Raw genomic sequence first — 25,225 nt, 5'->3', positions numbered from 1 at the left:
CCGGGGGAGCGACCCCGTGACCGGGCGGATGGACGGCACGACGGGGGCCGCGGCGACCGTCCGGGTGGTCCTCGCCGACGACCAGACCGTCGTACGGGCCGGATTCCGCGCCCTGCTCGACCTCACCGACGACCTGGTCGTCGTCGCGGAGGCCGCCGACGGGGCCCGCGCCGTCGAGGCGGTCCGGACGACCCGCCCGGACGTCGTGCTGATGGACATCCGGATGCCCGGCGTCGACGGTCTGGAGGCCACCCGCCGGATCGCCGAGGACCGCTCCCTCGACGGGGTCCGCGTGGTCATGCTCACCACGTACCAGGTCGACGCGTACGTCTTCGAGGCCCTCCGGCACGGCGCCGCGGGCTTTCTGCTGAAGGACATCGAGCCGGACGACCTGCGCGCCGCGATCCGCACGGTCGCGGCGGGCCGGAGTCTGCTCGCCCCCGCGGTCACCCGCCGGGTGATCGAGGAGTTCGCCCGGCTGAAGGCCCCCGAGGCGGCGGGCGCCGAACGGCTCGCCGTTCTCACCGGCCGGGAGCGTGAGGTGATGGCGCTCGTCGCCGCCGGACTGTCCAACGAGGAGATCGGCAGGGCGCTGATCATGAGCCCGCTGACCGCGAAGACCCATGTCAGCCGGACCATGACGAAGCTCGGCGCCCGCGACCGGGCCCAGCTGGTGGTCCTCGCCTACGAAACGGGCCTGGTCAGGGCGGGAGAACGCTAGAACCGGTACTCCCGGGGGAGCAGGAGGCGACTCCCGCCGGAGGATTCGGGATCGGCCCCCCGCTCGTAGCGTCGGCCGCATGATCGAAGCAACGGAACTCACCAAACGCTACGGCGGGCGAACCGCCGTCGACCGGCTGTCGTTCACGGTCCGGCCGGGCCGGGTGACCGGCTTCCTCGGCCCGAACGGCGCCGGGAAATCGACCACCATGCGCCTGATCCTGGGCCTCGACTCCCCGAGCGCCGGGCGTGTCACCGTGGGCGGCAAGGCCTACGCGGACCTGCCCGTACCGCTGCGGGCGGTCGGCTCGCTGCTCGACGCCAAGGGCGTCCACGGCGGCCGCTCCGCCTACCACCACCTGGCCGGGCTCGCCGCGAGCAACGGCATCCCGCGCCGCCGCGTGGCGGAGGTGCTGGACCTGGTCGGCCTCCCCGAGGAGACGGCCCGCAGGCGCACCAAGGGCTTCTCGCTCGGCATGGGCCAGCGGCTGGGCATCGCGGCGGCACTGATCGGGGACCCGGAGGTGCTGATCCTCGACGAACCGGTCAACGGCCTCGACACCGAGGGCATCCGCTGGATCCGCGGACTCATGAAGTCCCTGGCGGCGGAGGGCCGCACGGTCTTCCTCTCCAGTCACCTCATGAGCGAGATGGAGCTGACGGCCGACCACATCGTCGTGATCGGACAGGGCCGGCTCATCGCGGACACGGCCATGCGCGACTTCATCGAGACCAACTCCCGCGCGCACACCCTCGTCAGGTCCCCCGAACCGGAACGGCTGCGCACCCTGCTGGAAGCGGCCGGAGCACACGTGCGGCTGGACGCCCGGGGCGGCTGGCGGGTCGACGGCCCCGACGCCCCGTCCATCGGCGACCTGGCCCGCGACCACGGGGTCGCCGTCCATGAACTCACGCCCGCCCACTCCTCCTTGGAGGAGGTCTACACGACGCTGTCGCGGTCCTCGGTGGAATACCGGGCCGAGGACCGCCCCCAGGAGGCCACCACGACCAGGCAGAAGGAGACGGCCCGATGACCACGACCACGCTCCCCCTTCCCGCCACCCACACGCGACGGACCGGCTTCCGGGAGGCCCTCGCCCACGAATGGATCAAGTTCCGCAGCGTGCGCTCCACGGTGTGGACGACCGCGGCCACCGCCGTACTGCCCGTTGTCGGCGCGGTGTTCATCGCCGCCAGCGGCAGCCTGCAGCCCGACGACACCGTCCTCGGCGGCAGCCTCACGCTCACCGTCGTCGCCCAGATGCTGGCCGCGGTCGTCGGGGCGCTCGTCGCCTCGGGCGAGTACAGCAGCGGCACCATCCGTACGACGTTCGCCGCCGGCCCCCGCCGGGGCACGGTCCTCGCGGCCAAGGCGACACTGGTGGCGGGCGTGATGTACATCCTCGCCCTGGCCTCCTGCACAGCCGCCTACCTCGTCGGGGACGCGATGCTTCCGGAGGGCCGGTACGCCCAGGGCGAGCCGTTGCCCGCCCTGTTCGGCATCGCCGCGTCCTTCGCGGTGGCCGCCGTGCTCGGCCTCGCCGTCGGCTTCCTCGTACGCCACTCCGCGGGAGCGGTCACCACGGTGATCGGCCTGCTGCTCCTGCCGTCCCTGTTCGGTCCCCTCTTCGGCGACGCCGAACGCTGGGTCGCCGGACTGTCCCCGACGGCCGCCCTGGAGAAGCTCACCCAGACATCGGACGCCGCCGCCGAAGCGGTGGGCAGCCTGGGCCCCTGGCCCTCGCTGCTCCTGGTCGCCGCCTGCACGACGGCGCTCACGCTCGGGGCTCTGGTGCTGCTCAGGCGGCGGGACGCGTGAGAGGGAGGGGGCGGGTGTGGCGGGCGGGACGTATGCGGCGGGCGGCCTGCGGGGATGCACGAGGGGCTGCTTATGCCGACGTGACGCCGTGCTCGCTAACGTGCCCCTGACCGACGAAAAGGCCCTCCTGTGCGGAGGGCCTCTCGATGGTGCGGTCGGTGCGCCCCCGGCAGGACTCGAACCTGCGGCCAAGCGCTTAGAAGGCGCCTGCTCTATCCACTGAGCTACGGGGGCCGGGAGTCCTGATCGGTGGTTCCGTGGCCGTGCCGGGACAAGGATAGGGCTCCGATCCCCTGGACCCGGTTGCTTCACCTGCGTGGCACGATGTGGAGGTTCGGTGAAGCGAACCGATAATCGCAGGTAGGTGCGATTCCTGCATCGGTTTTCGCTCCCCTCGCGCCGGGTGTTGTGCACTCGTTATGCCCCCGCCCCACTCGTCCCCTCTGTCCTGACTCTGTCCAGAGGGTGGAACCGCCGCGCAGAGGGGGCTATACGCTTCAAAAAGGCTCCAAAATTGGGCATTCTTCGCATGTGGTGACCATGGACGTACGGCCTCAGCTCATCGACGCACTTTCCGCCCTGCGCGACCGTGTCGCCGCCGTGCGTCTTCCACTGCCCCTGCCGGGGGCCGAACGCGCCCGGCAGACCAGGGTCGAACTCCTCGCCCAGCTCGACGACTACCTCCTGCCACGCCTCAAGGATCCCGAGGCGCCGCTGCTCGCCGTGATCGGCGGATCCACCGGGGCCGGCAAGTCCACCCTGGTCAACTCGCTGGTGGGATGCCGGGTCAGCGAGGCCGGGGTGCTGCGGCCCACCACGCGCACCCCGGTCCTGGTCTGCCACCCGGACGACCACCACTGGTTCGCCGGGGTGCGGGTGCTGCCCCAGCTGACCCGGATCTGGCTCCCGCCGGGTCAGACGCCCGACCCGGACGGGCTGGACGACCTCGCCGCCCGGGGGGAGGACGGGGAGACCGCGCTGCGGGTGGAGACCGCCGTGAGCCTGCCCCGCGGGCTCGCCCTCCTGGACGCCCCCGACATCGACTCGCTCGTCGTCCGCAACCGGGTCCTCGCCGCCGAACTCATCTGCGCCGCCGACGTCTGGGTCATGGTCACCACCGCCTCGCGCTACGCCGACGCCGTGCCCTGGCACCTGCTGCGCACCGCGAAGGAGTACGACGCGGCACTCGTCACCGTCCTCGACCGGGTGCCCCACCAGGTGATCGCCGACGTGTCCCGGCAGTACGCGGCGCTGCTGACCCGGGCCGGACTCGGGGACGTACCCCGGTTCACCATCCCGGAGCTGCCCGAGTCCGCGGGCGGCGGCAGCGGACTGCTCCCCACCACCGCCGTCGCCCCGCTGCGCGCCTGGCTCGCCCACCGGGCCCAGGACCCCGCCGCCCGGCAGCAGGCGGTGGGGCGCACCGCCTCCGGCGTCATCCAGTCGCTCAACGTGCGAATGCCCGGACTGGCCTCCGCCGTCGCCGCCCAGTACGCCGCCTCCGTACGGCTGACCGGGGTGGTCCAGGACGCGTACGGCAAGGAGGCCGCCCGGATCCGGCGACGCCTCCAGAGCGGGGCGGTGCTCTCCGGGGACGCGCGGACCCGGTGGCGCGGCTACCCGCTCTACAGCTCGCCCGAGGAACTCCTCGAAGCCCTCGTCGACAGCCTGGTGGCGCTGCTCCAGTGCTCGGTCTCCGCCGCCGACGAACAGATCCGCACCCAGTGGCGCCGCGAGCCCGCCGGGGGCCTGTTCCGGTTCGAGGACGCCGGACGGGAAGCCGGGGGCTGGGGGCCCGTCGAGGACATCGAGGGGCGGATCGCCGTCGCCGTACGCCGGTGGCGGCGGGTCCTGGAGGAACTGGCCGAGGAGGAGGTGCGCCAGCTCGAACGCAACGTGGCGCCCGCCCCCGAGACCGTCGCCGCGCTGCTCGCGGCCGCCCTTCTCGGCGGGCGGCGCGCCCGTGCGGCGGGGGAGCAGCTCGCCGAACGCATCGGCGCCCAGGGCGCGCTGCGCCTCCGCGACAAGGGCGGCCAGCTGCTGACGACCTACCTCGACCAGGTACTCGGCGGCGAACGCGACCGCCGCCTCGCCCCGCTCGACGCGCTCGACGTCGCCCCCGAACCCCAGGCCGAACTGATCGCCGCGCTTTCCGTACTGCAGAAGGAGAGGTGGCAGCGATGACCGCCGTCACGGACCAGGACAACGGCAACGGCAACGGCGACAGCAACGGTGGCGGCAGCGGGAAGGCGGCCGGGGACACCTCGGGCAGGGGCAGGGACGGGCGCTGGGACGACGGGCTCATCGCGCGGCGCGCGGCGGCCGCCGAAGCCGACGAGGCCGGGGAAGCCGCGCCCCGAGCACCCGCCGAGGACGACGCGGAGCCGCAGGTCGAGGCGTACGTCCCCTCCGGCGGGCCGCTGCCGCCCCGGCTCGACGCCCTGCGCGAACTCGTCGGACTCTCCCGCGCCCGGCTCGACCGGGACACCCTCGCCGAGGCGGGACGCGTGCTGGACGAGGCCGCCGCCCGGCAGCGGCTCTCCTCGCGGCACACGGTCATCGCCGTCGCGGGAGCCACCGGCAGCGGGAAGTCGACCCTGTTCAACGCGCTCGCCGGGGCCCCGATCTCCGACACCGGGCTGCGCCGCCCCACCACCTCCCAGCCCATCGCGTGCAGCTGGACCGACGGGGCCGCCGGCCTGCTGGACCGCCTCGCCGTCCCCGGCCGGCTGCGCCGCAGGCCCCACCCCGGGCCCGCCGCCTTCGACGAGGCGCTCCAGGGACTCGTCCTGGTCGACCTCCCCGACCACGACTCGGCCGCCACCGAACACCGCGACCAGGTGGACCGGGTCCTGGCCCTGGTCGACGCGGTGATCTGGGTCGTCGACCCGGAGAAGTACGCCGACGCCGCCCTCCACGAGCGCTATCTGCGCCCGCTCGCCGGACACGCCGAGGTCACCTTCGTCGTCCTCAACCAGACCGACCGGCTGCCCGGCGAGGCGGCCGACCTCGTGCTCGACGACCTGCGCCGTCTCCTCGACGAGGACGGCATCGCGCTCGGCGAGCACGGCGAACCCGGTGCCACCGTCATGTCCCTGTCCGCGCTCACCGGCGACGGGGTGCCCGAACTCCGCGAGATGATCGGCCGCTTCGTCCAGGACCGCACGGCCGCCACCCGCCGCCTCTCCGCCGACATCGACGCGGCGGCGGCGCGGCTGCGCCCGGTGTACGTGGCCGAGGGGCGGCCCGGTCTCGGCGAGCGGGCCCGCGAGGAGTTCACCGACCGGCTGGCCGAGGCCGTCGGCGCGGCGGCCGCCGGACAGGCCGCCGAGCGGGAGTGGCGCAGGAACGCCGGGCGGGCCTGCGGGACGCCGTGGCTGCGGCTCTGGCGCTGGTACGAGAACCGGGGCCTGCCCGGCAGCCTGGACCGGATGGGCCAGGCGCTCACCCCGCCCGAGGAGGAACTGACGGCCCGGCAGCGGGTCGAGCAGGCGGTGCGGATCGTCGCGGACGACGCCGCGGACGGGCTGCCGGGACCCTGGGCGCAGGCGGTGCGCGAGGCCGCGTTCAACGGGGCGAAGGGGCTGCCCGAGGCGCTGGACGAACTGGCGGTCAAGGCCGGGGCCCCCGGCGCGTCCAAGCGGGGCGGTGGAACGGAGGCGGGACAGGCAGCCGCCCCGCTCGGCGCCCCGCTCGGCGGTCGTCCGGCCAAGCCGCCCCGGCCGAAGTGGTGGCCCGCCGCGGTGCTGGCCCAGGTGTCGATGACGCTCCTCCAGATCTTCGGCGGCCTGTGGCTGGTCGGCCAGATCATCGGCGTCCTGGAGCCGGGGCTCGTCACGCCCGCGCTCATCATGCTGGCCGGAGTGGTCGGCGGCCCGCTGGTGGAGTGGTCCTGCGCCGCGGCCATCCGGGGACCGGCCAGGCGGTACGGGCAGGACGCCGAGCGGCGGCTGCGCGAGGCGGCGGCCGGGTGCGGCCGGGCCAGGGTCCTGGACCCGGTCGCGGCCGAGCTGGTGCGCTACCGCGAAGTGCGCGAGCGGTACGTGACGGTGACGGAGTTCTCCACAACCGGCCGGTAGTCCACAGGCCCCGACGCGATTCCCGCCCGGCATCCACCATGGAGACCGCACCCCACCGACGTACGGAGAGGTACGAGCGGTGCGATGCGGTACGAGCGGTGCGATCCGGCATGACAAGGAAAGCGGGGGCGGGAAATGAACGAGACCTTGGTGACACTGGTGGGTAACGCCGCGACGGCGGTGGAGTTCCGTGAGACGGCCACCGGAGGAATGGCGCGATTCCGTTTCGCCGTGACTCCGCGGCGCTGGGACCGCGAGAAACAGCTCTGGGCCGACGGCCGCACCAGCTTCTACACCGTCTGGTCCTGGCGGACCCTCGCCGCGAATCTGGCCGGCTCCGTCTCGGTCGGAGAACCCCTCGTCGTGCACGGCCGATTGAAGGTCCGCGAGGAGGAACAGGCCGGTCAGCGCAGGACGTTCGTCGATGTCGAGGCCGTCGTCGTCGGCCACGACCTGAGCCGGGGAACGGCCGCCTTCCGCCGGGCGGCCAGAGCGGAACCCCTTCTGACGGAGCGTCCGGAACGCGTCACGGACGGCGATGCGCAGGAGTCACCGAAACAGCGGGAACACGACAGCGCAATGGCTGCGGTGTCCTGAAAAGGTTGGTCGGGGACGGCATCGCGCGATAACGATTCCGATTCGGAATGGTTGTGCAAGGGCAGTACGGGGGACTGCCCTTCGCCCGTTCTTTAGGATTCCCAGTGCTCACGGGTCACTTGGGTCTGCTGGCGAGGCATTCCCCACACGCGCACCATGCGCGAGGGCCTCGCCCGGAGGGGAATTCTGTGTTTTCTGCGTCTTCAGCGTCCGCTGCGCCGTCCGGCACGACAGGGGCGCCCCCCGGCCGCGGGATCCTCCGCCCGGTCGCCGCGCTGCTGCTCTCCGGTCTCGTCGCGGCGGCCGCACTCGTCGGCGCCGGACCGGCGGCGGCCGACGACCCGGGCCGGCACCACAACGGCGCGGCCGCGGTGCTCGACGGGCTGAAGACCTTCGACAGCGCCGTGCTCCGCATCGCGGGCAAGAACGGTGCTCCCGCCCGGACCCAGGAACTGCCCGCCGGACTGTTCGAGATGACCGTGGACGGCGGCGGCAAGCTCAAGACCTACTGCATCGACCTCCACAACCCCACCCAGGACCAGGCGAAGTACCTGGAGACCCCCTGGGCCGAGACCTCGCTGAGCGGCAACCGGAACGCGGGGAAGATCCGCTGGATCCTCCAGCACTCCTACCCCCAGGTCGACGACCTGGCCGCACTCGCCGACGCGGCCGGAACCGGTCCGCTGACCGAGCGGACCGCCGCCGCCGGGACCCAGGTCGCCATCTGGCGCTACTCGGACAACGCCGATGTCACCGCGTCGGACAAGCAGGCGGAGAAGCTCGCCGACTGGCTGCACCGCAACGCGCGCACGACGAAGGAGCCCCGGGCCTCGCTGACCCTGGAGCCGGCCGCCGTCTCCGGCCGGGCCGGTGAGCGGCTCGGCCCCGTGACCGTCCGCACCGACGCGGACCAGGTCTCGGTGTCGCCCCCGGTGGACGCCGCGGCCAGCGGCATCGCGGTCACGGACGAGAAGGGCGCCCCGGTCACCTCCGCGACGGACGGGGACCGGCTCTACTTCGCCGTGCCGAAGGACACCGCCGACGGCACCGCGTCCCTGGCCGTCCAGGCCACCACCTCCGTGCCGGTCGGCCGTGCCTTCGCCGGGGCCGGCCGCACCCAGACCCAGATCCTGGCCGGCTCCAGCGAGTCCACGGTCTCCGCACGGGCCGCCGCCACCTGGGCCGAGACGGGCGCCGCCCCCGCACTGACCGCACGGAAGAACTGCGCCAAGGGCGGCGTGGACATCACGGCCGCCAACCGGGGCGACCAGCCGTTCACCTTCGAACTGGCCGGCGCCGAGCACACCATCGCCGCCGGGGCGACCCGCACGGTGACGGTCCCCGTCGCCGAGGACCAGGCGTACGACTTCACCATCACCGGGCCCGCCGGATTCACCAGGACCTTCACCGGGGTGCTGGACTGCGCCACCAGCGGCAGCGTCCTGGACCGGGAGGGCGAGGGCGACGCCGGCAACGACATCGGCACGCAGAGCGCCCAGCAGTCCGTTCCGGCCACGACCGGCGCCGCCACGTCGGGACTGGAGGGCGACCTCGCCGAGACCGGTGGCTCCAGCGCCACCCCGATGCTCGCCGCCGTCGCCATCGGGCTGCTCGTCGTGGGCGGCGGCGCGGTCTTCGTCCTCCGCCGGAAGAAGCCGCACACCGACGGTGAGTGAGCTTTTGAACGCATGAGGTGACAGGTTCGGGCGCCGGTGGATGGACGGGTTTCCTTCCGGGGAGGGCCGTCAGGCAAGATGGGTGTATCTGCTCACACCTCTATTGCTGCCGGACGGTTTCTCTTGGCTGAGTTCATCTACACCATGCGCAAGACGCGCAAGGCGCACGGCGACAAGGTGATCCTTGATGACGTCACCTTGAACTTCCTGCCCGGCGCGAAGATCGGTGTCGTGGGGCCCAACGGCGCCGGTAAGTCCACGGTGCTGAAGATCATGGCGGGCCTGGAGCAGCCGTCCAACGGTGACGCGTTCCTGACGCCCGGGTTCAGCGTCGGCATCCTCATGCAGGAGCCGAAGCTGGACGAGGAGAAGACCGTCCTGGAGAACGTCCAGGACGGCGCCGCCGAGATCATGGGCAAGCTCAAGCGCTTCAACGAGGTCGCCGAGCTGATGGCGACCGACTACTCCGACGCGCTGATGGAGGAGATGGGCAAGCTCCAGGAGGACCTGGACCACGCGAACGCGTGGGACCTGGACGCCCAGCTGGAGCAGGCCATGGACGCCCTGGGCTGCCCGCCCGGCGACTGGCCCGTCACCAACCTCTCCGGTGGCGAGAAGCGCCGTGTGGCGCTCTGCAAGCTGCTCATCGAGGCCCCGGACCTGCTCCTCCTCGACGAGCCCACCAACCACCTGGACGCCGAGTCGGTGAACTGGCTGGAGCAGCACCTCTCGAAGTACGCGGGCTGCGTCATCGCCGTCACCCACGACCGGTACTTCCTGAACAACGTCGCCGAGTGGATCCTCGAACTCGACCGGGGCCGCGCGATCGCCTACGAGGGCAACTACTCCACGTACCTGGAGAAGAAGCAGACCCGTCTCAAGGTCGAGGGCCGCAAGGACGAGAAGCGCCAGAAGCGGCTCAAGGAAGAGCTGGAATGGGTCCGGTCCAACGCCAAGGGCCGCCAGACCAAGTCCAAGGCCCGTCTCGCCCGGTACGAGGAGATGGCGGCCGAGGCGGACAAGATGCGGAAGCTGGACTTCGAGGAGATCCAGATTCCGCCGGGCCCGCGGCTCGGTTCCATCGTCGTCGAGGTCGAGAACCTCTCGAAGGCCTTCGGCGACAAGGTCCTCATCGACGACCTGTCGTTCACGCTGCCCCGTAACGGCATCGTCGGCATCATCGGTCCGAACGGCGCGGGCAAGACCACGCTGTTCAAGATGATCCAGGGCCTGGAGACGCCGGACAGCGGCGCCATCAAGGTCGGCGACACGGTCAAGATCTCCTATGTCGACCAGTCCCGCGCCAACATCGACCCGAAGAAGACCCTCTGGGCCGTCGTCTCGGACGAGCTGGACTACATCAACGTCGGCCAGGTCGAGATGCCCTCGCGCGCCTACGTCTCCGCGTTCGGGTTCAAGGGCCCGGACCAGCAGAAGCCGGCCGGCGTCCTGTCCGGTGGTGAGCGCAACCGCCTCAACCTGGCGCTGACGCTCAAGGAGGGCGGCAACCTGCTGCTCCTCGACGAGCCCACCAACGACCTCGACGTCGAGACGCTCTCCTCGCTGGAGAACGCCCTCCTGGAGTTCCCGGGCGCCGCTGTGGTCATCTCCCACGACCGCTGGTTCCTGGACCGCGTCGCCACGCACATCCTCGCCTACGAGGGTGACTCCAAGTGGTACTGGTTCGAGGGCAACTTCGAGTCGTACGAGAAGAACAAGATCGAGCGGCTCGGCGCGGACGCGGCCCGCCCGCACCGTGCCACGTACAAGAAGCTCACGCGAGGCTGATCGTCTTGGCTCGTCATCTCTACAGCTGCCCCCTGCGCTGGTCGGACATGGATGCCTTCGGCCACGTCAACAACGTGGTCTTCCTCCGCTACCTGGAGGAGGCGCGCATCGACTTCATGTTCCGGCTGGCGCCCGGGGACGGTTCGCCGTCGTTCTCGGGCGGGTCCGTCGTGGCCCGTCACGAGATCGACTACGTACGGCCGCTGGTCCACCGGCACGAGCCGGTGACCGTCGAGTCGTGGGTCACGAAGATAGGCGCCGCGTCCCTGACGATCGCCTATGAGATCAAGGACCCCGACCAGGTGTACGTACGCGCCTCGACCGTCGTCGTGCCGTACGACCTGGCGGCGGAGCGGCCCCGGCGGATCTCCGCCGAGGAGAAGCTCTTCCTCCAGCAGTACCTGGCAGAGGAGCCCGCCGCGGCATGACCGTGCCCGTGCAGTCGCTGCAGTTCGCCGACGCGAGGGAGGCGGCGGATCTCGCCGCCTTCCTCGGTCGGCTGCTCCACTACGACCGGGCCGCCGCGGTCCGGCTGCAGGCGGGCGGCGGCGACGCACTGGCCGTGTTCGGTCGTCCGCCCTCCTTCGAGGTCCTCGCCATCCGCGCCGCCCGCCTGGCCCGCCCCGAGACGCTCGACATCACGGTGTCGGCCGGCGAGCTGCTGGAAACCCTCGACGTTCCGGGGCCCGGCGGCCCCACGGGTGACCCGGAGCCGGGCTCCGGCGTGCTGCCCGCTCCTGTCACGGGGCCGCCCTGGACCGGTGTCCTGCCGCCCCGGGGTCCCTGGCGGGAGCAGCCGGGGCTGCCCGGGCCGGACGCGCTGCGCACCGCGCTGGAGGCAGCCGTCACCGAGTTCCGCACCCGGGACGAGGCCCTGCCCGAGGAGCGGCGCACCCGCTCCGAGCGGGACCGTATCGGCCGGGAGATCTGGTCCCGGCCGGTCGGCGCCACGGATCTTCCGCTCCGGGCCGTCCACGCGGCCCAGTCCCTCGGCTTCCTCCGGGCCGACCCGGGGTTCCCGGTGTCGCTGCTGTCCTCGGGCACCTGGCTCCGGCTGCGGACCCCGTACGGCTCGATCGCCCTGCGCCGCGCGACGAGCGGTGAGCTCGGCGCCCTGCCCTTCACCGTCGGCCCCCGCTGACCCGAAGGTCCCGCGCCGCCCCGGACGCCGACAGCCGCCAGGGACACCGCCGACGTCACCACCGGCCCGTCACCACCGGCCCGTCAGTGCCCGGTCCACCAGCTCACGGGCGGCCCGGTCCTGGGCGTCCTGGCCCGCGCCACCCATGCGCAGCGTGAACGTTGCGCTGGTCGCGGCCCGTTCGCCATCCGGTGTCACCCCGCACTCCGAGACGAAGCCCAGATGCGTGCCCCCGTGGAACCAGACGCCCCCGCGGCTCCCCGCCACCGGCCGCCAGGCGATCCCCAGCCCGTAACGCACCCCGGGCGCGTCGATCCAGTCGTCGGCGGCCACCGTCTCCTTCATCGCCGCCAGTTGGGCCGGGCGCAGCAGCCTGCCGCCCATCAGGGCGCGCAGGAAGCGGCCGTGGTCATGAGCGTCGCTGATCAGGCAGCCATCGGCACCGCCCCCGTACGCCAGCGTCGTGTCCGTGAAGCCGTCCTCGCCGGGAAACCTGGTGTAGGCGGTGGCGGTCGGGCCCGGGACATAGGGGGAGGTGCCCGGCGAGAAGGTGTGGCGCAGACCGAGGGGTTCGATGATCCGGTCGTGGATCTCCTGCGCCCAGGAGTGCCCCGTCACCTCCTCGATCACCAGGCCCATCAGGACGTAGTTGGTGTTCGAGTAGCCCCAACGCCGCGTGCGGTCAGGTGAGTCGGGCGGGTCCGGAAGCCACTGGGGAGGCCGGCTCAGGGCCGCCGCCACCTGCTCGCGGGGGGTCTGCGAGCGGAACCGCGATCGGTGGTAGCCCTCCGGGGTGAAAGCCTCCGCGGCGTCGGGCGACACCGCGAGGTAGTCGTTGAGCCCGCTGGTCTGGCCGAGCAGATCGCGCACGGTGATCCGGGCGCCGTCGTTGCCGTTGCCCCGCACCACTCCCGGCAGCCACCGCTCGACCGTGTCGTCCAGCGCGAGCCGGCCCTCGCCGATCAGTTGCAGGGCGAGGACGGCGGTGAAGGTCTTGGTGTCGCTCCCGATCCGGTACGAGGCGTTCGGGGGGACCGGGGTGTCCGGATCCGACAGGTCGGCCGTTCCGGAGCTCGCCGTTCTGCTGCCACGCGCACTCTGGACCTCGGCGACCACCCCGGTGGCCCCGGTCGCCACGATCGCGTCCGCGTCGATCCGCAGGCGGTGCCGCGCCGCCGGGTCCGTGGGCCGCGACGGGCGGGCTGCCGCCGGGGGTCCGGCCGCGCCTGCCAGGAGGGCCGCCGCGGTGGCCGTGAGGCCCGTACGCCTGCTGATCATCGCTCGGACCTCCCGGCCGTGGGGCAGGTGAGGTCGTGCGCGGGCAGGGGCCCGTCGCGCAGATAGTCGTTGACGGCCCGGTCGGCGCACGGCACCGGCCGCAGCCCGTCGGTTCCGCGCCCGTAGACGCCGTGCGCCCGGATGTCCGCCGTCACCAGCCGCGAACCGGTCAGCCTGCGGTGCAGGGCCAACGCCCCGTCGTACGGCACGTTGTTGTCGTGGCGGGCCTGGAGCATCAGGACGGGCACGTCGTTGCCGATCTTCGTGCCGGGCTCGGCCGGTTCGGATTCCCAGAAGGCACAGGGGGCCGTCATCCCGTTCACGAACGGACCGAAGACGGGCTGGTCCGCCCGGCTGCGCTTGGAGTTCTTCCAGTACGTCTCCGGGTCGGCCGGCCACCCGCCGGCCGGCCAGCCGCCGTCCCCGCACATGAACACCGCACCGCCCAGCATGCTGTCCGCGAGCTCGGGGGAGGCGAGCATGTCCAGCATCGCGGCCAGTTCGGGGCCGGGCTCGACCGGCTTTCCGGCAGCCGCGTCCACCAGGTCCCGTACCGTGCCGGCGAGCGCCGCGTCGTACTCCTCGTGCTGGATCAACTGCCGGAGCACGAGCCGCAGGACGGGGGCGTCGAGCCGGATCCCGGCGACCGGCACCGGGCGTCGCTCCGCTCCGTCGAGGAGCCGCTGCACACGGGCCCGCACCTCGGGGGCCGTGCGGCCCAGGGCGTAGACGCCGTGGCGCCGGGCGGTCCAGCCGGCCCAGGCGTCCAGGGCCTCTTCGAGCGGCTTCCCGGCCGACCGGAACAGCTCGTACTGGGTGGCCGTCGGGTCGGTGCTGGAGTCGATCACCATCCGGTCCGCCCGCCGAGGGAACAGCTGGGTGTAGACGGCGCCCAGATCGGCCCCGTACGAGACGCCGTAGTACGACAGCCTGCGCTCGCCCAGCGCCGCCCGGATCGCGTCCATGTCGCGGGCGACATTGCGCGAGGAGGCGTGCGGGAGCAACGCGGCGTTGTCCCCGTGCCGGCCGCAGCGCCGTGCGGTGTCACGGGCCGCACGGACCGATCTGTCGAAGTCCTGGCGCGCGGAGGTGAGGGGGCCGGGCGGCACGGCCGGTGCCGCCGGGGCGCAGCCGACCGGGGTGGAGTCGCCGAGGAAGCGGGGATCGAAGCCGATCAGGTCGTAGCGGTCCGCCACGTCCCCCAGCGCCGGTCGCAGGCGCAGGGTGTTGTCCAGCCCGGCCCCGCCCGGTCCGCCCGGGTTGGAGAGGAGGATGCCGCGACGCCGGGAGGGGTCCGCGGCCTTGATCCGGGAGATGGCGACCCGGATCGTGCGGCCGCCGGGATCGGCGTGGTCGAGGGGCACGGTGACGTCGGCGCACTGTGCGCCCGCCGCGTTCAGATCCTCGTACCGGTCCGGGCAGGGCCCCCAGTCGAGGTGGTGGCGCGCGGGGACGGGCGAGGGGGAGGCCGCGGTCGCGGGCATCGCTCCCGCGAGCAGACCGGCCAGTCCCAGGCCGACGAATGACAGGGGGGCGACGCGCATGACGCTCCTCGGAACAGGTGGAATGACCTGACCGACGCTACGAGCGCACCCGATGCCGCCACCATCCGGACAGCCCTTCGAACTGTCCTGGTGCCAGCCCTACTTGCCGTGTTCCCGGCTGCCGGTGCGCACGCCGGCGCCTGCTCCCGAGCCCCTACTCGCCCGGCTTCTCCGGGGCCGCCCCGTGCGCGTCCGGCCAGACGCCGATGTGATCCTGCTCCAGCTCCAGCAGCACCCGGTGCTCCATCCCCAGCGTCTGCGTGTAGTCCGCGGGCAACTGGAGCCGTCCCGCCCGGTCGAGCATCGCGTACTCCCGGGCCACCTGGGACTCCTGGCCCGTCGCCGCGTCCACCTCCGTGCGGCGCAGCACCTCGGAGGACGTACGGCCGTCGCGGATGGCGACCGTACGCCGCACCTCGTTCGCGACCGCCTGGTCATGGGTGACGATCACGATCGAGGTGCCCAACTCCTCGTTGGCGCGCCGGAACGCGGCGAAGACCTGCTCCCCGGTGGCCGAGTCCAGCTCTCCGGTCGGCTCGTCCGCGAGCAGCACGGACGGGGAGTTGGCCAGCGCCACCGCGATGGCCACCCGCTGCTGCTGCCCGCCGGACAACTGCTGGGGGCGGCGGTCGCGGCAGTCCGCGATGTCGAGCATGGCGAGCAACGACTCGGCGCGGGCCGCCCGTTCGCGCTTGCTGCCGCCACCGCGCAGCTGCATGGGCAGGGTGATGTTCTGGATCGCGGTGAGGTACGGGAGCAGATTGCGGGCGGTCTGCTGCCAGACGAACCCGACCACGTCCCGGCGGTAGCGCAGCCGTTCCTTCGGGCCCATCGACAGCAGATCGCACCCCGCGACCTTCGCCGATCCCGCCGTCGGCACGTCCAGGCCCGCCAGGATGTTCATCAGCGTCGACTTGCCGCTGCCCGACGCCCCCACCAGGGCCATCAACTCACCCTCGGTGACCAGCAGATCGAGGCCCTGGAGGGCCTGCACCTCCACCCCGTCCGTGGTGAAGATCCGCACCACACGGTCGCAGGCGATCAGCGCGTCGTGCCCGTAGGAAGGGCGGTCCCGGCGGGCCGCGGCCCGCTGTTCCAGCTCCGCCAGCGTCGTTTCGGCCGCGCGGGCCGTTCCTGCCGTCTCGGTGGACGAGGTCATCGGGAGTCTCCTGCCCTGAGTTCGGTGATCGATCCGCGGCGGCTCGCCCACCACGCCTGAACGCCCGCGACCGCGGCGGCGAGTGCCACCACCCCGGCGGCCGGGAGCGCCAGCGACCAGAGGTCGGTGCGCAGCAGGACGGGGCTCGTGTCCGATCCGGCGACGCCCGCGAGCGCCAGCGGGACCAGATCGATGCCGGGGGAGAGCAGGACGATGGTCGCCCAGCCGGTGAAGAGGCCGCCGCCAGCCGCCAGCAGCGCCTGCGGTGTCGCCTCGAAGGCCAGCAGCTTTCTGCCCTGCCCGGTGGTGAGCCCCATCGTCCGCAGCCGTGCCAGCAGCGTCCTGCGCTCCGGCGCGGTCTGGAGCAGTGACAGCAGTACGGCCAGCAGCGCGTATCCGGCGCCCGCGGCGACGGCCGCGAGGTAGATCCGCTCGGCCCCCGCCTGCATCGGGGTGTTCACATACCGCGCGCGCTCCTCGGAACGCAGCTGTACGGCGTACTCCTTGCCGCTTCCTTCGACCGCAGCGCGCAGTTTCCCTGGATCCGGTGCGCCGGTGAGGAGCAGCGTGGTGGGCGCCTTCTGCTCCAGGGCGGCGGAGTTCACGACCAGGAAGTCCGTGGGGGAGACCGAGGCGACACGCGTGACGGTCCCCACGATCTGGACCTTGAAGTCCCCGGACAGCGTCTCGATCGCGCGCGGCTCCTTGCCCAGGCGGGCCGCCACCGCCGGGGAGGCGATGGCCGGCAGGACCCGATCGGGGCCGGCCTCCGCGCCCTCGGGCAGGGGGGCCGAGGAGCCGGTGGCCTTCAGCCGGGCGGCCGGGAAGGCCGGCAGTCCGGTCGCGCGGGCCAGTTCGGCGTACGAGGCGGGGTCGACGCCCACCAGGGCCGCGGCCTTCGCGTCGTCCGCGCTGCCGCCGCCCGTACCGGCGCCGCCTCCGTCCGCACCGCCGTCACCGGCCACGGCCTCCGGCATGTTCACGCTGTACTCGACCCGTACCGGCGCCGCGCCGGTCACGCCGTCCAGGTCGCGCACCGTGCGGACCAGTTCGTCGGGCAGGGTCGCCCGTTCGCTCGCGCCGCTGATCCGGGCGTCCGCGCCGACGGACGCCAGCGCCGCGTCGTCCCGCGCGTCCCCGATGCCGGCGATCACCGAGCCGCCGAACGCCGCGGTGGCCAGCGCCAGCAGCAGAGCCAGCAGCGGCAGCGCCCCGCCGGCCGAGGAACGGCCGGCGCGGGCCAGCGAGAGGAAGCCGATCGCCCCGCGCAGCCGGGCCACGGGGCGCGTGGCGAGCCGCAGGGGCAGCGGGTAGAGCCGCACCAGCACCAGCGCCGCGATCAGCGCGACCAGCACGGGCGCGGCGCTGACCAGCAGGTTGGTGCCGCCCTCGGCCGACGTACCGCGACGGCGCAGCGCCGTCACCGCGCCGACCGCCAGCACGAGCAGGGTCAGTTCGGCGACGGTCCGCCGCCGCGAGGGACGGGCGCTCACCATGTCCTCGCGGGCTCCGTGCAGCGTGGGCCGGATGTGCTGGAGCGTCGTCCGCAGCGGCAGGGCGACGCACACCAGGAGGCCGACGCCGGCCGCCGCCAGCGCCCCCGGCCAGAATCGGCCCTCGCCCACGGCCAGTGTCGCGAGCAGCAGCCCGAGCGCGCTCGCGGGCAGTACGGTCACCGCGGTCTCCGCGAGCAGCCGGCTGCCGATGCCGCGCAGCGAACCGCCGCGTGAGCGCATCAGCGCCAGTTCGGCCTTGCGGCGGCCGGCGATCAGGGCCCCCGTCATCAGCAGGACGACGGCGGCCACGGAGCCGATGCCGAGGGCGGCGACCGCGATCACGGGACTGATCGCGTCGCGCATCCGGGCGTTGGCCTCCACGATGTGGCCGAGTCCGGTGGCGAACACCGCGGTGTCCCCGGCGATCTCCCGCACCTTCAGCAGCCCGGGGCCGCTCTCCAGCGAGGCGATGACGGACGTCAGCCGGGCGTCGTCGGGGCCGGTCAGCCCGGCCGGGTCGGGCGGGATCCGCCAGAAGAGTACGGGCTCGGCGGCCGTGCTCAGGAGCGCGGGACCGGAGTCCTCGGCCAGCAGCACGGTGCCGGTCCAGTAGTGCACCGGGAAGGGGCTCGTGGTGTCCAGGACCAGGGACGGGGTGCGCAGCAGCGGATCGGCCGACCAGTAGCTGCCCTGCGGATCGCGCGGGGCGACGATGCCGGTGATCGTCACGGTGATGGGTTCCTGGGCCGCGGTGAGCAGCGTGATGGTCGCGCCGGCCTTCACCTTCAGCTCGGCGGCCGTCTCCTCGGTGACCGCGCCCTGCACCTCACGGGAGTCCGACGTCACCTCCTGCGGCGTCGTCGGCCAGGCGCCCGAGGCCAGGGTGGCGTGCTCCTTGAGCCCCGACTGCGCCACGTACGAGAGCTGCGGCGGAACCGCTTCGGGCCTCGGCAGCCAGGGCTCGTTCGCGACGGCCGGCTTCGATGTGCGCACCCCGTACGCGACCGACGAGGTGTCGGCGCGCAGCGGTGCGGGCAGCGCCTTCAGGAGCCCGGCGCCGATCCGCGCCAGTTCGGGGCTCCGCGCCTCGTCGTCCCGCTGCGCCTGCGGCAGTTCCAGACCGGGCTGCGGGCGGGCGACCTCCAGCGTGCTGCGGCCCGCGTCCGCCGTCAGGATGTCGTGGCGCAGCCCCTTCGTCTCGTACGCGTCCACGGCCCGCGGGAACGCCGCGGCCAGGAAAGCCGTCACCAGCACCAGCACCGCGAGTGCCGTCGCCGCACCGGGCGCGGTACGCAGCCGGGTACGGATCCACGGGGCGGAGGCCGCCCGGTCGTTGTGCCGCATATCAGTGGTCCCCCTGGTGGCGCAGCGTGACCGCCGGGTCCCCGCGGCGGAGCGCCATCGTCGCGACGATCACGAGTGGCAGGGCGGCGACCCCGGCCAGCAGCGCCGCGACCTGCCCCGCGGGCAGCTCGACCAGCACCGGTGGAACGGGCCGGTCCGCCTGTCCGGTCAGCACGATGAGCGGGACGACGGCCCGGGTCAGCACCGTGCCGATGCCGAGCCCGATGAGCAGGGCGAGCGCGATCAGCACACCCTGCTCGGCGGCGATCATGCGGGCCAGTTGGCGGCGCGGCGCACCGAGCGCCCGCAACACGCCGAGCTCGGCGGACCGTTCGCGCCGGGACCCCGAGGCGCTGACCGCGAAGCCGACCGCCGCCAGCGCGGCGGCGACCACGGCCACGGCCGGCAGCGCCGACTGCGGCCCCGCCCCCAGCGGGTCGTCCACCAACCGCTGGGCGGCCTCCGCCCGGACCAGCACCTGGGCCGGATCGGTGTCCGGCAGGGCGCGCAGGGCCGCGGCCGCCTTCGGGGCGTCGCCCGGGGCGGTGCTCAGCCACCACTCGGTCGCCTCGATCGTGGCGGTCGGCCGGTGGGCCAGGACCTCGGTGACGGCCTTGAGGTCCAGCAGCAGCGCGCCGCCGCCCGCCACCGGGTCCGGGGCGCCGGACGACCCGGCCGTCCCGGTGGTGGGCAGCCGGCGCACCGACTCCGCCAGGGTCACCCGGACCGTGTTCCCGGCCAGGTTGACGTCGATCTCGTCGCCCAGCTTCGCGTTCGTGCTCTTCAGATAGGCGTCCGTCGCGACCGCCTTGACCGCGGCGGCCTTCGGCCGGGCGGCGGTGACCCGCAGGGTGCCGCTGGTCGGCTCCCAGTTGTCCTCGTTGTCCACGCCGGTGTCGTACGTGAAGTCCGGCAGGCCCGGGGCGCCGTTGCGCACCGGCGGCTTGCCCGGCCGGTCCTCGCCGTACTCGGTGAGCGTCATCGCCGCGTCCCAGCGCATCGACTCCGGGGCCGGCACCGGGCGTTCGGCGCCCGACCCGGCGACCACCCGCACGTCGCTCACCGAGACCCGGTGCTTCCGCGCGTAGTCGGACGGCGCGGCGCCGTCCACCTCGATGCCGGTCACGGCCAGACCGCCCGCCGCCGACACCGGGAAGGACACCGGGACCGGCCGGCCGTCCACCGGCACGGGACCGGCCAGGGCGCGGTAGGGGAGGCCGTAGCGGTCCTCCAGGAGCACGGTGACCACCGGCGGATCCGGGTCCGGGTACAGGCTGTCCCCGGAAGGCTTCGACACCGTGGTGATCCGCAGGTCCAGCTTCAGCCGGGTGCTGTCCTCGGGGAGGACGAGTCCGGGACGCGGGGCGCGCTCCGGGGCTATGGCCTCGAACAACCGGCGCGGGCTTCCGTCGGCGAGGTCGGAGCGCATCAGCATCCGCTCGTCCGCGTGGGCGGTGTCCAGGGCGAGGACCTCGGCGGTGCGCCCGCCGGAGACCTCCACGTCCGTCCGGTAGGCGGGGGCCGCCTTCCGCACCCCCGCCAGCGAGCTGTAGGCGCCGGCCGTCGCCGGACCGCTCCCGTGCCCGCCCACGAGCCGGACCGCCGCGCCGGAGCCGAAGTCGGCCTGGTCGGACTGCGAGCGGTTCCAGGAGGCGCTCTGCCCGATCGCCAGCATGCCCATCGCGACCGACAGGACCAGCAGCAGCACCGGCCCCGCGCCGCGCAACGGGCGGCGGCTGAACTGCCAGCCCGCCAGGGCCGCGGGCAGCCCCCGGCCCTTGGCCGCACGCCGTTCGGCCAGCTTCGCCGCGGGCGGCAGCAGACGCAGCGTGAGGACCGTTCCGGCGAGCAGCGCCAGCGCGGGGGCGGTGACCAGCAGGGGGTCGATCCCGAGGTTGCCCGCCTGGTCGCCGCTGAGCGCCCCGCTGCCGGACTGCCGGTCCAACTGCCAGTACGCCACCGCCGCGATCAGGAGCAGCCCGAGGTCCGCGCCCGCCCGCACCGGGCCGGGCAGCGACGCGGCCCGGGTCCTGCGCCCGCCGGCCCCGGCCGTCAGCGACGGGGCCACCACGGCCAGGGCGCAGGCCAGCGCGACGGCCGCGGAGACCAGCCACACGGTGCCGGTCGAGGCCTCCTGGACCTTCAGCCCGATCCGGGACAGGGCGCTGCGTTCGGCCAGCAGCCCGGTCAGCGGTCCCGCGAGCAGGGGGGCGACCACCGCGGCGGGCACGGCGAGCAACAGCGCCTCGATCGCGGCGAACGAGGTGATCCGGCCCCGCGAACCGCCCCGGGCCCGCAGCAGTTCGCGCTCCCCGTCACGCTCGCTGTTCAGCAGCCGGGCCACGAGCAGCAGGGCGTACGCGGCGAGCAGCACCAGCTGCACCGCGACGATCATCAGCGTGGAACGGGAGACCAGCAGCGCCCGGTCGAGCTGGTCGAGCACGGTGGGCAGAGACGTCTTCGCGGTGATCCCGGAGGCGAACACCGGGGCTGCCGCAAGGGCCTTCGGGGCGCCGGCCGACGCCTCGCGCAGCCCCTCCATGGAGCCGGTGGTCAGCTCGGCGAAGTCGGCGGACACCAGCCAGGACGTCTCGCCGCCGCCGAGCACGCCGGAGGCGAGGACCGAGGGGTCGGTGAGCAGGGGGCCGTAGGTCGTGAAGGCGAGCTTGCGCACCCCGCGCCCGCCGAGCGGGTCCAGCTGCCAGTACGGGTCGGACTGGTCGGCGGCCTCGTAGACGCCGGTGACCAGGACCCGCTGCTTCTTGTCGCGCAGCCGGTCGGTGACGGTGAGCCGCGCGCCCGGCTTCAGTTTCAGGGCCTCGGCGGCGACGACGGGCAGCGCGACCTGGACGGGGCCCGTGCCGCCGTCGGCCGAGGGAGCCCTGCCCCCGGTGATCCGCACCCGGCTCGGGTCGAGGGCGGTGAAGTGGGTGAGGTCCGGCTCCTTGCCGCGTCGGGCGGCCGGGTCCTGGAGGCTCCTGGGCAGCGCGTACGACCCCGAACTCTCCAGCTTCCCCACGGTCACGGGCAGCCCGTCGAACGCGTCGCGGGAGACCTTGCGGACGGCTTCGTCGGCCTCCGCGCGCTGCTCGTGGTCCACCGAGGCGGAGACGACGAGGGCGGCGGAGGCGGCCGATCCGTGGGTGAGTGTGTGGCGCAGGGCCGCGTCGCCCACGGATCCGGAGAACGCGGTGAGCGCCGCCAGGACGGAGGTGGTCAGCAGGACGGCGAGAACGGCCGCGGACAGCAGGAGGCGATGAGCCCTCACCCGCAGAAGGACGAAACCCGTCACCTGATCCCCCAGCCCCGGAAACACCGCGTGCGCACGCCCCCCGACGTACCGGTGATGCTTTCAGAGGCAACAGGGTTCTGGTAACCGCTTACAGGTGCACCTTGATGCGATCGTGATCGTTATGCGGAGGTGGAGTGTCGAATTCCGGAGTTACCCGGTCACGGATCGTACAGATGTGATCAGTCGACGGTGTTGATCATCGAGGCGGCGGCGTAGGTCAGGTAGTCCCACAGCTGCCGCTCGTGCTCGGGTGCGAGCCCCAGTTCGTCCAGCGCGACCCGCATATGGGCGAGCCAGGCGTCATGGGCCGCCCGGTCCACCCGGAACGGCGCGTGCCGCATCCGCAGCCGAGGGTGACCCCGGTGATCGCTGTAGGTGCGCGGGCCGCCCCAGTACTGCATCAGGAACAGCGCGAACCGCTCCTCGGCCGGCCCCAGATCCTCCTCCGGATACATCGGCCGCAGCAGCTCGTCGTCCGCCACGCCCTCGTAGAAGCGATGCACCAGGCGCCGGAAGGTCGCCTCGCCGCCGACCTGCTCGTAGAAGGTCTGCTCCTGAAACGTGTCGCGCGGAATCTCAGTCACCCGTCCATGTTCGCAGACGCACCGGCCGAGGGCGGGGGTCCTAGGACCAAGGGCCGAAAAGCCCGCTCGGCCGCTCGCCCGCGCGGCCCCGGCGCAGGACAGTGGAGACATGGGTGCACACCGGCACGGCCCCTCCCCGCCCGACGCCGAGACCGACGCGGCGCGGGAGGCCCTCGTGCGGGAGATCGCCGCGCGGGGCGCGTTCACCGACCCCGCCTGGCGTACGGCCTTCGCCGAGGTGCCCCGCCATCTGTTCGTGCCGTTCTACTACGTGCACGGAATCCGGGGCTTCGAACGCCTCTGGGGCGAGGACCCCGACCCCGAACGGCGCTCCCGCTGGCTGCGCGGGGTGTACGCGGACGGGGCGCTGGCCACCCGGCTCAAGGACGGCGAACTCGTCTCGTCCTCCAGCCAGCCGTCCCTGATGGCCCTGATGCTCGACGCCCTCGACGTACGGGACGGGCACACGGTCCTGGAGATCGGCACCGGCCCCGGCTACAACGCGGCGCTCCTCGCCCACCGGCTCGGCGACTCCGCGGTGACCAGCCTCGACCTGGACCCGGAGATCACGGAGTCGGCCCGGGGCCACCTCGCCGCGGCGGGCTACCGCCCGACGGTGGTCACCGGCGACGGGGCCCGGGGCTGCCCGCGGCGCGCCCCGTACGACCGGATCATCGCGACCTGCACCCTGCCGTCCGTGCCGGAGACCTGGCCGGAACAGTGCCGTCCGGGGGCGCGCATCCTCGCGCCGCTCGCCACCGGCCTGGTCTCGCTCCAGGTCCGCGCGACGGCGCACGGCCCGCGCGCCGAGGGGCACTTCCTGCACACCCCGGCGTACTTCGTGCCCCTGCGCGGGGCGCTCCCGGGGCCCGGCGGGCTGCCGTATCTCGGCGGGCTGCCGCGCCGGATCGCCGGGGACGACCTCTTCCGGTTCCTGCTGACCCTGACCGCGGGCACCCTCGATCCGCACGAGGCCCTCTCCCTCTGGGAGCGCGAGGAGCGCCCGCAGCGGGAGAGGTACGGCATCACGGTCGGCGAGGGCCGGCAGTGGGCCTGGCTGGATGACCCGCAGGGGCCGTACACCTGGCCGCTCGCGACCGGGTGAGCGGGTCTCAGTCCCGGCGCACCGTGATCGTCGTCCACGCCCCGACGTGCACCTGGTCGCCGTCCTGGAGCGGTACGGGGACGTAGGGCTGGATCGGGTCCTCGGCGCCGTTCAGCGTGGTGCCGTTGGTGGAGTTCTGGTCCACGACCGCCCAACTGCCGTCGGGCTGCTGCACCAGCACCGCGTGCTGGTGCGAGACGCCCGGGTCCTCCGGGGGCACCGACAGATCGACGTCGGGGGACTCGCCGGTGCTGTGCCGGCGACGCCCGATGGTGATCTGGCTCCCGGTGAGCGGAAGGCGCTGCTCCGGGGAGTACGCGGGCAGGTTCAGCCCGGTCGCCTCGGGGCCGCTGCGCTGCATCATCGCGAGGAAGTACGCGCGGTCGGGAGCGATCACGGCGGTCCAGGAGGTGGACTGCTGGGGCCGGCCCTGGCCGGGCACCCCGCCGTGCTGCTGTCCCTGGTCGTATCCCTGGTCCTGGCCGTGCTGCGGACCGTTACCCTGCTGGCCCGGTGGGCCCTGCTGGTCGTACCCCTGGCCCTGCCCCTGGTTCTGTCCGTGGCCCTGCCCCTGGTGGGGGCCCGGCTGCTGGAACGCCTGCGGCGGCTGAGACTGGGCGGCCTGCTGGGCCTGCTGGGCCTGGGAGGGCGGCGGCAGCATCCAGTCGTCCCCGCCACCGGTGTGCCCCGACGGCTGCGGCGGCCCGGGCGGTGCCGACTGCTGCTGCTGCGGCGGCGCGAAGGGCGAGGCCTGCTGGGGCTCGAACGGCGAGTGTGTCGAGGGAGCCGACTGCTGCGGTTCGAACGGCGAGGGGCCGGACTGCTGCTGCGGCGGCGGACCCTGCTGGAACGACGGCGGCGGGGGGCCCTGCTGGAACGCCTGCGGCGGAGGCCCGCCCTGACCGCCGTTCCCGTGCGGACCGCCGTTCCCGTGCGGACCGCCGTTCCCGTGCGGACCGCCGTTCCCGTGCGGGCCGTTCTGCTCGGGGGCGAGCGGCTCGGCGGGACGGTTCATCTGCGAGGGGCGCGAGCCCTGGTAGTCGAACGGGTCGCGCGGCTGGGGCGCACCGGGCGGACCGCCCTGGCCACCGGGACCGCCGGGGCCGGGCTGTCCGCCGGGGCCAGGGGGGCCGCCGGGGCCCTGCGCCTGGAAGCCGGGCGGCAGGTTGAGGCCGGGCGGAGGTCCGCCGGGCGTGCCGTGCTGCGGGGCCAGCGGCGTGTAGGAGGTCGCCGTGTTGGTGAGGAAGTTCCAGCGGCACTCCTCGCAGTACGGAGCCATCGCCTCACGCGGTGTGCGGCACTGCGGGCACAGCTCCGCCTGCATGGTGGGCTGGCCACCGCCGGAACCCTGCTGCGGGTAGCCGTAACCGGGCGCGGGCGGCGGCGGAGGAGGCGGGGGCACTGCGCCCGCGGGCGCACCGCCGGTCGCCATGCGGTGTCCGCAGACCTCGCACCAGTCCTCGGAACCCGACTGGTGTCCGTTCGGGCAGGTCGGCATGTCGGCGCTTCCCCCTCTCCTCTTCCGGCCCCGGGGGCCGTCATGCTGTCGATCGCGGGCGTCCTTGCCCAACGCATACGTAGGGTTGCTCTGTGCTCACGGCCC

18 protein-coding genes and 1 tRNA gene are annotated in these 25,225 nt (G+C 73.5%); 11 read left to right on the top strand and 8 right to left on the bottom strand.

Going from position 1 to position 25,225, the window contains the following annotated elements:
* Positions 1 to 28: 28 nt before the first annotated feature.
* From IE272_RS04670 to IE272_RS04660, 3 genes are all read left to right on the top strand, one after another.
* On the top strand, positions 29 to 721 hold the full coding sequence (locus IE272_RS04670) for a response regulator (RefSeq protein ID WP_056707614.1): 693 nt from the start codon (positions 29 to 31) through the stop codon (positions 719 to 721).
* A gap of 79 nt (positions 722 to 800) precedes the next feature.
* Positions 801 to 1,754: an ATP-binding cassette domain-containing protein gene (locus IE272_RS04665; RefSeq protein WP_190006300.1), complete on the top strand. Its 954-nt coding sequence runs from the start codon at positions 801 to 803 to the stop codon at positions 1,752 to 1,754.
* Entirely contained in the window at positions 1,751 to 2,539 is a 789-nt protein-coding gene (locus IE272_RS04660) for an ABC-2 transporter permease (RefSeq protein WP_050360809.1), read from the top strand. Before IE272_RS04665 ends, IE272_RS04660 begins: the two co-directional genes overlap by 4 nt.
* Positions 2,540 to 2,700: 161 nt before the next feature.
* Here IE272_RS04660 and IE272_RS04655 read toward each other — a convergent pair.
* Positions 2,701 to 2,773: transfer RNA gene (locus tag IE272_RS04655), tRNA-Arg, on the bottom strand.
* 306 nt (positions 2,774 to 3,079) lie between these two features.
* On the opposite strand from IE272_RS04655, the gene IE272_RS04650 reads away from it, so the two are divergent.
* From IE272_RS04650 to IE272_RS04620, 7 genes are all read left to right on the top strand, one after another.
* On the top strand, positions 3,080 to 4,723 hold the full coding sequence (locus IE272_RS04650; protein WP_057662842.1) for an ATP-binding protein: 1,644 nt from the start codon (positions 3,080 to 3,082) through the stop codon (positions 4,721 to 4,723).
* Complete coding sequence (locus IE272_RS04645; protein ID WP_190006299.1) at positions 4,720 to 6,618, top strand: YfjP family GTPase; 1,899 nt, start codon at positions 4,720 to 4,722, stop codon at positions 6,616 to 6,618. Before IE272_RS04650 ends, IE272_RS04645 begins: the two co-directional genes overlap by 4 nt.
* Positions 6,619 to 6,753: 135 nt before the next feature.
* The gene (locus IE272_RS04640) at positions 6,754 to 7,215 is read left to right on the top strand and encodes a single-stranded DNA-binding protein (RefSeq protein ID WP_190006298.1); all 462 of its coding nucleotides are present in this window, start codon (positions 6,754 to 6,756) and stop codon (positions 7,213 to 7,215) included.
* Between the two features lie 188 nt (positions 7,216 to 7,403).
* On the top strand, positions 7,404 to 8,891 hold the full coding sequence (locus IE272_RS04635; RefSeq protein ID WP_057662837.1) for a Cys-Gln thioester bond-forming surface protein: 1,488 nt from the start codon (positions 7,404 to 7,406) through the stop codon (positions 8,889 to 8,891).
* A gap of 123 nt (positions 8,892 to 9,014) precedes the next feature.
* Entirely contained in the window at positions 9,015 to 10,679 is a 1,665-nt protein-coding gene (gene ettA / locus IE272_RS04630; protein ID WP_073741475.1) for an energy-dependent translational throttle protein EttA, read from the top strand.
* Between the two features lie 5 nt (positions 10,680 to 10,684).
* Positions 10,685 to 11,107 carry an acyl-CoA thioesterase gene (locus IE272_RS04625; RefSeq protein ID WP_007448086.1) on the top strand — a complete coding sequence of 141 codons (423 nt, stop codon included), beginning with the start codon at positions 10,685 to 10,687 and terminating at the stop codon, positions 11,105 to 11,107.
* Positions 11,104 to 11,820 (top strand): DUF8010 domain-containing protein, encoded by a 717-nt coding sequence (locus IE272_RS04620; RefSeq protein ID WP_057662834.1) that lies wholly within the window; start codon positions 11,104 to 11,106, stop codon positions 11,818 to 11,820. Before IE272_RS04625 ends, IE272_RS04620 begins: the two co-directional genes overlap by 4 nt.
* A gap of 69 nt (positions 11,821 to 11,889) precedes the next feature.
* Here IE272_RS04620 and IE272_RS04615 read toward each other — a convergent pair whose 3' ends face one another.
* From IE272_RS04615 to IE272_RS04590, 6 genes are all read right to left on the bottom strand, one after another.
* A complete protein-coding gene (locus IE272_RS04615; protein WP_190006297.1) occupies positions 11,890 to 13,098 on the bottom strand; it encodes a serine hydrolase domain-containing protein in 1,209 nt (402 codons plus the stop codon).
* A complete protein-coding gene (locus IE272_RS04610; RefSeq protein WP_190006296.1) occupies positions 13,095 to 14,642 on the bottom strand; it encodes an alpha/beta hydrolase in 1,548 nt (515 codons plus the stop codon). The genes IE272_RS04615 and IE272_RS04610 overlap by 4 nt, the downstream gene beginning before the upstream one ends.
* 154 nt (positions 14,643 to 14,796) lie before the next feature.
* Positions 14,797 to 15,801, bottom strand: coding sequence for an ABC transporter ATP-binding protein (locus tag IE272_RS04605; protein WP_050360801.1), 1,005 nt, complete (start codon positions 15,799 to 15,801; stop codon positions 14,797 to 14,799).
* Positions 15,798 to 18,641, bottom strand: a complete 2,844-nt coding sequence (locus tag IE272_RS04600; protein WP_190006295.1) for an ABC transporter permease — start codon at positions 18,639 to 18,641, stop codon at positions 15,798 to 15,800. Before IE272_RS04600 ends, IE272_RS04605 begins: the two co-directional genes overlap by 4 nt.
* A gap of 1 nt (position 18,642) precedes the next feature.
* The gene (locus IE272_RS04595; protein ID WP_190006294.1) at positions 18,643 to 21,933 is read right to left on the bottom strand and encodes an FtsX-like permease family protein; all 3,291 of its coding nucleotides are present in this window, start codon (positions 21,931 to 21,933) and stop codon (positions 18,643 to 18,645) included.
* 179 nt (positions 21,934 to 22,112) lie between these two features.
* A complete protein-coding gene (locus tag IE272_RS04590; protein ID WP_190006293.1) occupies positions 22,113 to 22,517 on the bottom strand; it encodes a globin in 405 nt (134 codons plus the stop codon).
* Positions 22,518 to 22,626: 109 nt separating this feature from the next.
* Between IE272_RS04590 and IE272_RS04585 the strand changes: the two genes are divergently transcribed.
* Positions 22,627 to 23,622, top strand: coding sequence for a methyltransferase domain-containing protein (locus IE272_RS04585; protein WP_190006292.1), 996 nt, complete (start codon positions 22,627 to 22,629; stop codon positions 23,620 to 23,622).
* 7 nt (positions 23,623 to 23,629) lie between these two features.
* On the opposite strand, the gene IE272_RS04580 is transcribed toward IE272_RS04585, so the two are convergent.
* A complete protein-coding gene (locus IE272_RS04580) occupies positions 23,630 to 25,120 on the bottom strand; it encodes an FHA domain-containing protein (RefSeq protein WP_190006291.1) in 1,491 nt (496 codons plus the stop codon).
* Positions 25,121 to 25,225: the final 105 nt, after the last annotated feature.

This window comes from Streptomyces anulatus, from assembly GCF_014650675.1.
In the GTDB taxonomy this organism is placed as follows: Bacteria; Actinomycetota; Actinomycetes; order Streptomycetales; family Streptomycetaceae; genus Streptomyces; species Streptomyces anulatus.
Note: the sequence above shows the minus strand (reverse complement) of the source record. Positions and strands in the feature narration are given on the sequence as shown.